7 protein-coding genes and 1 pseudogene are annotated in these 7,996 nt (G+C 68.9%); 4 read left to right on the top strand and 4 right to left on the bottom strand.

Annotation, left to right across the window (positions count from 1 at the left end; all coding sequences use genetic code 11):
• Window positions 1–525: 525 nt before the first annotated feature.
• From ABD250_RS02270 to ABD250_RS02255, 4 genes and pseudogenes are all read left to right on the top strand, one after another.
• Window positions 526–774, top strand: a complete 249-nt coding sequence (locus ABD250_RS02270) for a DUF6480 family protein (protein WP_182659094.1) — start codon at window positions 526–528, stop codon at window positions 772–774.
• A gap of 296 nt (window positions 775–1,070) precedes the next feature.
• A complete protein-coding gene (locus tag ABD250_RS02265; protein ID WP_182659095.1) occupies window positions 1,071–1,976 on the top strand; it encodes a DUF1295 domain-containing protein in 906 nt (301 codons plus the stop codon).
• A pseudogene (locus ABD250_RS02260) lies at window positions 1,973–3,126 on the top strand (FAD-dependent oxidoreductase). The gene ABD250_RS02265 and the pseudogene ABD250_RS02260 overlap by 4 nt, the downstream one beginning before the upstream one ends.
• A 360-nt stretch (window positions 3,127–3,486) precedes the next feature.
• On the top strand, window positions 3,487–4,041 hold the full coding sequence (locus ABD250_RS02255) for a cation:proton antiporter domain-containing protein (protein ID WP_338404219.1): 555 nt from the start codon (window positions 3,487–3,489) through the stop codon (window positions 4,039–4,041).
• Between the two features lie 68 nt (window positions 4,042–4,109).
• Here ABD250_RS02255 and ABD250_RS02250 read toward each other — a convergent pair whose 3' ends face one another.
• The 4 genes from ABD250_RS02250 to ABD250_RS02235 form a co-directional block, all read right to left on the bottom strand.
• A complete protein-coding gene (locus ABD250_RS02250; protein WP_241730735.1) occupies window positions 4,110–5,207 on the bottom strand; it encodes a hypothetical protein in 1,098 nt (365 codons plus the stop codon).
• A gap of 161 nt (window positions 5,208–5,368) precedes the next feature.
• Window positions 5,369–5,965 (bottom strand): rhomboid family intramembrane serine protease, encoded by a 597-nt coding sequence (locus tag ABD250_RS02245; protein ID WP_182659096.1) that lies wholly within the window; start codon window positions 5,963–5,965, stop codon window positions 5,369–5,371.
• A 166-nt stretch (window positions 5,966–6,131) separates the two neighbouring features.
• Window positions 6,132–7,139: an LLM class F420-dependent oxidoreductase gene (locus ABD250_RS02240; protein WP_241730736.1), complete on the bottom strand. Its 1,008-nt coding sequence runs from the start codon at window positions 7,137–7,139 to the stop codon at window positions 6,132–6,134.
• A gap of 229 nt (window positions 7,140–7,368) precedes the next feature.
• A complete protein-coding gene (locus tag ABD250_RS02235) occupies window positions 7,369–7,941 on the bottom strand; it encodes an SOUL family heme-binding protein (protein ID WP_182659097.1) in 573 nt (190 codons plus the stop codon).
• Window positions 7,942–7,996: the final 55 nt, after the last annotated feature.

Raw genomic sequence — 7,996 nt, 5'->3', positions numbered from 1 at the left:
CCCCGACGCGGTCGTTCTTAGGCCGAGGCGATCGTTCGCGGTCAGACGCGGTCAGACGCGAAGGCTCGCAGACCGAGGCGATCGCCAGCGGCCCCGCGGCGCCTCGCCTCGGTCGCCCGGCCTCATATCGTCGACAGGGCACTTCCGCTCACATTCACCGTGGTCCGGCGAGACGAAATCCGACGGCTCTGACCACTCGCCGCACTCGCGTCTAACGGGACAGAGTCATGCGCCGGGGCGGGACGCCACCACGGGGCGCATTGGCTCAACCTCGCGGCCGGCCGCGCCCCCTGCCCCCGGCCGGCTCGGAGTCGGCGATCCACAAAGGAGTCCGGATGCAGTTGCGGCGGAACCGGACCGTCGGGCCAGGTCGGTGAGCGAAACTCGGGGACGGTCTGGAACCCCAGCGCGATTACCTCCGACTGCCCCTCCAGCGGCGGCACAGCCGTTACTCAAGTCCCCGCCGGCCCTACCCGCACCGGACACCCGCGGGCACGCCGAGCGACGCTCGTGCAAAAGTGGGGCATGGCCAACTCCCTCCCGTCAGACCCGGATCCCAGCGAGTCCCCCGACCTCGACGCCGGCGGCTCGCCCACGGGACCGCAGACGCCGGACTCGGATTCCACGTCGCTGGCCTCCGACAGCGCACGCACCGGGCAGAGCCCGACCAAGTCCGGGTCCCGCATCGGGATCTACGTGCTGTTGGGGATCATCGTGCTGATCGTCCTGGTCATGGCACTGGGACTTGCAGGAAGGCTCTTCGGCCTGGGCTGACCACACGGCCATGGTCGGCCCGTCGGTGAACGCCGCCCGCCACGTCACCGCCACCGGGCACCACCCGCCGCGGGGTCACACCTGATCTCGTTTCCCCAGGTGGGTTTTCCCGGAATCCGTCATATGCGACCGGTCGACGAGTGGGCACACCCAGCGCGGGCCCTCCCCCGGTCACCCGGGGTGAGCGGACGCGGCCTTGCCCAGCGGGTAGCGCTCAAGACCACACCACTCCACAGCCCCACCACATCTCACCGTTCCGCAGGCCCGCGCGCAGAACGGTCATTACCCTGCCTGACATGAGTCAAGCTGCGTCACTCCTGCGGATCGGCATCGCTTACATCATCGCCATCGGCGCCGGGTTGGCGTGGCTGCTGTGGGGGCTCGACAGCGGCCAGTTGTGGCTGGACGGCCTGATCGCCGACCTCATCGCGACCGTCGTGATCTTCGCGTTCAGCCGCTTCTACGGGAACTCCACCTTCTACGACGCCTTCTGGTCGGTCATCCCACCGCTGCTGGCGTTCTACTGGTGGATCGCCGCCGACGCGGGCGTGAACGACGTCCGCTGGTGGCTCATGATGATCGTGCTGCTGGCCTGGGCGGTGCGGCTGACCATCAACTGGATCCGCACCTTCCCCGGCATGCACCACGAGGACTGGCGTTACCCGATGGTCCGCGAGCGCGCCGGCCGCTTCGAGTTCGTGGCCGACCTGATGGGCATCCACGTCTTCCCGACCCTGCAGGTCTTCGCCGGACTCGTCCCCGTCTACGTGGTGGCGACCAGGGCCGGTGAGCCGCTCGGCTGGCTGGACTTCGTGGCGTTCGGCGTCGGCCTGGCCGCGCTGGCCCTGGAGACGATCGCCGACCTGCAGATGCACCGCTTCATTGCCACCCGGACGCCCGGACAGGTCATGGACACCGGCGTGTGGTCGTGGTCCCGGCACCCGAACTACTTCGGCGAATGCGGGATCTGGTTCTCCATGGGCCTGTTCGGCCTCTCGGCCTGGCCCGGCGCGTGGTGGGTGTTCGTGGGCACCTTTGCCATGCTGGCGATGTTCCTCGCCGTGAGCATCCCGATGATGGAGCAGCGCAGCCTCGAGCGGCGACCCGAGTACGCCCGCGTGGTGGAGCGGGTGTCGCTGTTCATCCCCCGCCCGCCCAAGAAGAGCCCGCACGAGAAGAACCGGACCACGACCTCCGCGTGAGCCGCCCCCGAGTCGTCGTTGTGGGCCTCGGGGACACCGGCGTCCTCACCGCGATCGCGCTCCGCGCGCACGCAGACGTCGTGGGCATCACCGCCAAGCCGGAGTTCGTCAGCGGCCAGGAGCTCGGCCTGCGGCTGGCCCGGCCGGAGGCGTGGACGCGCGACTACCGCATCGCCTACAGCCGGTTCCGGGGCCTCGACCCCGTCCGGATCGTGCACGGCAGCGCGACCGCCCTCGACACCGATAAGCGGATCGTGCGCGTGCGGCTCGCGGACGGCACGGTTGTCGAGGAACCGTACGACGTCGTCGTCGTCGCCACCGGGGTGACCAACGGATTCTGGCGCCACCCCACGCTCCAGGACACCCGCGGCGTCGACGCCGACATCCTCCTCCCCCACCAGCGCCTCGCGGCATCAGAGACGGTGGCGATCATCGGCGGCGGCGCGGCGGCCCTGAGCTCGGCGGCGCAGGTGGCCGAACGCTGGCCGGCCAAGGCCGTGAACGTCTACTTCCCCGGCGACCGCGCACTTCCCCATCACCATGACCGCGTCTGGAACCGGGTGCGCACACGACTGGAGGCCCTGGGCGTGGGCCTGCATCCCGGTCACCGCGCGGAGCTGCCGGGTGGGGACGGTGACGGTGGGAATGCGGGCCACGGCGGCCTTAATGACGACGACGACGAGCATCTCACCAGCGCCACCGTGAGCTGGACGACGGGTCAGCCACCGACCACAGCAGATGTAGTGATCTGGGCGGTCGGCCGCGTCTCGCCCAACACAGAGTGGCTGCCCCCGGAGGTGCTCGACGACCGGGGCTTCGTCCGCGTGGAGCCGACGCTACGGGTGTCCGGACACAGTGACGTCTTTGCAGTCGGAGATGTGGCCGCCACCGACGCACCTCCGCACGCAACCGCGGACACCTCCTGGTCGCACGCAACATCCGAGCGCATCTCGAGGGCAGACCGCTGCGCGACTACCGGCCACCGAGGCGCCGTTGGGGCTCGGTGCTCGGTCCGCTGCGCGACGGACTCATCGTCTTCACCCCGCCCGGCCGGGGTGTCCGTGTCCCCGCACCGGCGTCCGATGTGGTGCTCCAACGGCTCATCACCCATCAGGTGATCTACGGCGGGGTGCGCCGGAGGGCGCGGTAGCGACGCTGGTTCGGCGGGGTGCGCCGGCGGGCTCGGTGACGCCGGTTGTTCGGCGCGGAGCGATCGAGGCCCTCACTCTCGGCGGCCGGGGAGAACGACGACGACAACCCCGCCCCTCACACACCCGCTGGCAATCCCCGACCGGCGCGGACTCTGCCGCCGCGTGGTGGCTGATGCCTTGCGGCCAATTCATCGCTCGGTCGATCCCGTTCACGTTCTCCCAGGTGGGGTGTGACGAAATCCATCAGATGAGACCATTCGTCGAGTGGGCCCCGCGGGCTGGCGGACGGCCGGGCTGGCTAGCTGGCGGACGGGCGGGCCGGCGCGGTCTACCGCGTGCGCGTGGGGGACCATCGGCTCGTGGGATTCGCCGAACCCGCCGCCGCCGTGGCCACGCTCCTGTTGGCCTACGGCGTCGGCCAGCTGCTGGGCGGGTGGGGCTTCCTCGCCGTGTTCTGCGCGGCGCTCGGGGTCCGCGCGTCCGAGCGTGACGACGAGCGCCACGAGCACTTCCACGAGTTCGTCGAGTACACCGAGCACCTGCTCACGCTGCTGGTCCTGCTGGTGATCGGCGCCTCGTTCGTCTCCGACGCGCTCCCCCGCCTGCAGTGGACCCACGTGGCGGTGGCGGCCGGCGTCCTGCTGGTGGTCCGTCCACTCGCCGCCTGGGCCTCGCTCCTCGGGGACCGCACACTCCGCCGTGACGAGCGGATGGTCGTGTCCGTGTTCGGCGTCCGCGGCGTGGGTTCGCTCTTCTACCTCTGTTACGCGATGGGGTACTTCCCCAAGGAGGACGGCTGGTCGCTGTGGCCGGCAGTGTCGCTGGTCATCATCGCCTCCCTCGTGCTCCACGGCGCGAGCGCGTCCCAGGTCATGCGGGCACTGGACCGCCGGCGGGCCCGAGCGGACCGGTGACTGGTCGGGGCTCCGGTCATTCACGCAGCGCAGAGAGGAGATCGTGCGCGAGGATGAATGCGCCATTGTCATCGCCAGGATTGTTCATGTGCCCTCATCCATTCGATCAACTCGTTCGCCTCTGCGGGCGCCCGGCCGGGCCCGGTCATGAGGTCCACAGCCACCTGGGCCGGGCGCACGACGGTGAGCCCCTCCAGCGCGGCCATGGCGCGCTCCATAACGACCGGATACGCGGGTTCGATCAGCAACACGTTCGCCCCTGCTTCTGTTTCGCGCAGCCCCCAGTTCGCGGCTGCACGCTCGGCGTTTCGGACGTACACCATCGCCGACCTCGCTGGCGCGTAGGCAGCCCACGCTGCTGCTGCCACGGACCCGGTCACCGCGTAGTCACCTTCCTTGTCCTCGCGCACGGTATCGAGAAGGTCGGACAACCCCCTGGGAGCGATCCAACGGGTCACCGTATTGGTCCGGAGAAGTTGGTAGTCGTCGCTCCACCTGCGCAGAAGAGCCACCCAGTCGGGCACGAGGAACCGACGGTCGGGAAGCCGCTCGGCCAGCTCCTGCTCTTCGAGGAACTGCATCACCCGGTACACCGACCCCACCGAGGCCCGAGAGATGTCGGCGAGTTCGCGCACGCGCCACGGGCCGGCGATATCAACGAGCGCTCGGACCACCTTTGCGGCGGGCTCTCCCTTCAGGGTGCCCCTCGGACGCCCCGGCCCCCGCCAGGGGTCACTGTCGGCACCTCGATCCGATAGGAAGAAGGCGGGAGAAGAGGACCAGACCTTCATATTTCCGGTCGCGTCGATGTACGAAATTCCCGCATCGTCGAGCCTCACACGGTCGGCAGGCGCGAGATAGCGAGTCACCACCAGGCACGCACTGCCCGGCACCTGGGCCATACTTTCGCCACACTTCTCCCTAAGCGACGGTATGTCTCGCGCTACGACGGCGTTCTTGACGGTGACGCAAAAACTAGCGACGCTCCCATCAGGAGCTACGACGTTCATCAGAGAATCTGCGCCGCCAAGGGACGATGTTGTAGCAGCCTGGCCTACATCGATCTCCCACTCAGCCGGGACTCTCGCACGGAGTGCTTCGGCCGCTGAATCGAAGAGTTCCGTCTCCGAGAGGGGTCTGGAACCTAGCGAGTTTCCGACTGCCATGTTCAGAGAATAGCGCTATTCCGAAACCAACGGAAGGGGGCCATTTGCCGAACATGGCCAGGAGTTGGACCCTCATGCACCTAGGCTGCGACTCGTCTCCGCGTACACCCTGAGGTGTCGGTTTGGGGACAGGTTCCTGTGGAGGTCGGTGCCTCTACCCGTCACACCATCGGCTCTGCATGGAGGCGCGAGCTCGTCCTGAGCCACCGCCCGTACACCCACCCGACAGCGATTCCGACCAGGTGCCCCACCGAACCGAGCGGCAGCGAGAACAGGAACACGATGTTGATCGCGACCAGAATGGCCAACCATTGAGTAGTCGTGCCGCCGAAGATCCGTGACGACGGGCGCATCGCCAGCACCGCCGCGGTCACGCCGAATACCGCCGCCGAGGACCCGACGATGGTCCCGTCCTCCGCCCACGCCGGGACCGCAGCGGTCGCGGCCAGCATCCCCAGTGAGCCCGCCACTCCGGCCAGCAGATAGACCGCCACCACATCCACGGCGCGTGCGGACTTCTCCAGCAGTGGCCCGAACGCCGCCAGCATCAACACCATCAACACGACGTGTACGAGGAGTTCGTGGACGAAAATCACGGTCAGCGGACTCCACGGCCGCTCACTCAACGCCGCAGCACGACCCGGAAGACCGAGCCGATCCGCGACATCGGGGTTCACCAGCTGGGCGATGTACAGGACTATCTGGATGGCGATGATCGCGAGGACGGCGGGACTGCTCTTCAACCTCGTGAACAGCATCAGCGGAGTCCTTACTCGAGAAACGCCGACGGAGCGGGGAACCGCCAGCCCCGGAGGCGATCGGACCAACGGAGTTCGGTGTTCTTCCTCCGCGGTTCATTACCTCACGGAGTGCGCTCGAGGGTGACGCGAACGAGGGATGGCACACCAGGGCCGCTGGACTCCTCTACAGCTGCCGCGCCACCTCCGAAGCGACCAGCTCGAGGTGATCGAGGTCAGACATGTCGAGCATCTGTAGGTAAATGCGCCTGGCGCCGATCGCCGAGTACCGGCCGATGGTGTCGACCACCTCATCCGGGGTGCCGGCCGCGCCGTTGGCCCGCAGTTCATCGACGACCCGGCCGATGGCGTTGGCGCGGCGGGCGAGCTCCGCCTCGTCCCGCCCGCAGCACAGCACGAGGGCTGCCGAGCGCACGATCTCCCCCGGTGCCCGGCCGCGCTCGGCGCACGCCTCGTCGACGCGGCGGTACTGGGTGGCCACGGTGTCGACGTCGGCGAAGGGCACGTTGAACTCGTCGGCGAACCGGGCGGCCAGCGCGGGGGTGCGGCGCTTGCCGAAGCCACCGACGATCACCGGCGGCCGCTGCTGCACCGGCTTGGGCAGACCGGGCGAGTCCACCAGATCGATCCGCTTGCCGCGCACCGTGACCGTCTCTCCCTCGGGTGTCGACCACAGGGTCTCCAGGGCTCCGAGGGTGTCCTCGAGCATGTCGAACCGCTCGCCGATGGGCGGGAACGGGATGCCGTAGGCGGTGTGTTCTTCGTCGTACCACCCGGCGCCCAGGCCGACGTCCAGCCGTCCCCCGGACATCTGGTCGACCTGCGCGAGGGAGATCGCCAGCGGGCCGAGGTGACGGAAGGTCACCGAGGTCAGCAGGGTTCCGAGCCGGATGGAGCTGGTCTCCCGGGCCAGGCCGGCCAGGGTGAGCCAGGCGTCGGTGGGTCCGGGCAGACCGCTGACGTCGCCCATCTTGAGGTAGTGGTCCGAGCGGAAGAACGCCTCGTAGCCCAGGTCCTCGGCCGCGCGGGCGACCGCGAGCTGGTCAGCATAGGTGGCGCCCTGCTGGGGTTCGACGAAGACGCGCAGCCCGACCTTTCCGTCAGACGCGTGATCGGCGGCGGAGCTGGCTGCGGCGGCGGAGCTGGGAGCGGGCTGGTTGGAGTCTGCTGGCATGACGTCCAGAATGCCCTCGCCCGATCTACGGTGCCAGCGTGGACGGCTCGTCGCGGGCCAGCGGGGTGCTCCGGGACAGTCCCCGGCCGAGCCGTCCGCCGGCGGCCACCCGCCGCGTGGTCACTCCTGATCACGTTCTCCCAGGTGGGCTTTTCCCAATTCCCTCAGGTGTGACCACTCGTCGAGTGAGCGCATCCGTCGCAGGCCATACCCTCGTACCGAGCCGGGCTCAGTCGCCGTCGCGCCACTCCACGTCCTGCACGACCTCGTTGCGCCGCAGGAACCACGGCTTGAAGGGCGGGTCGAACCGGGCGAACCTCGGCGGTCCCGTGGCGACCAGCCCGGCCCGGGCGATCCCGGCCTCGAGGTCGGCCAGGTGGCGGCGATAGCCCGACTCGCTCCACCGTCCTGAGTACCGCACCGCTGCCGCGACGCGATCGGGCACCTGTCTGATGCGCACCCGAGGGTCGGTGGGCACCGGCGCGGTCGCGGCGGTCAGCGAGGCGGGTAGCACGAAGGCGACGAGGTGCTCGCCGTCCTCAGCCTGGGTCTGGACCACAGGTGCGGTCATGGCGATCGTCTCCGAGCCGGGCGGCTCCTGGACGACCGGTGCCGTCATGGCGACGGACCCAGCCGACTCGTTGTGTCCGGTGATGTACTTGAAGAGCGACCTGAACGCCTGGTTGCCGGCGCTGTCGAAGGACCCGCGAACGGATATCTCCGCCACGGCATGAGAGGGATAGCGCCGCAGTTCGAACTCCGGGTACCGCTGGACCACCTCGTACGGCTGCTGCTCGGTCATGGGATCGACGGTACGCCCGTCGTCCGCCACCAGCTCAGAAGTCCACCCACGGTGC

The organism is Dietzia cercidiphylli, from assembly GCF_039531545.1.
In the GTDB taxonomy this organism is placed as follows: Bacteria; Actinomycetota; Actinomycetes; order Mycobacteriales; family Mycobacteriaceae; genus Dietzia; species Dietzia natronolimnaea.
This window is presented reverse-complemented; position numbering and strand designations above follow the sequence as displayed.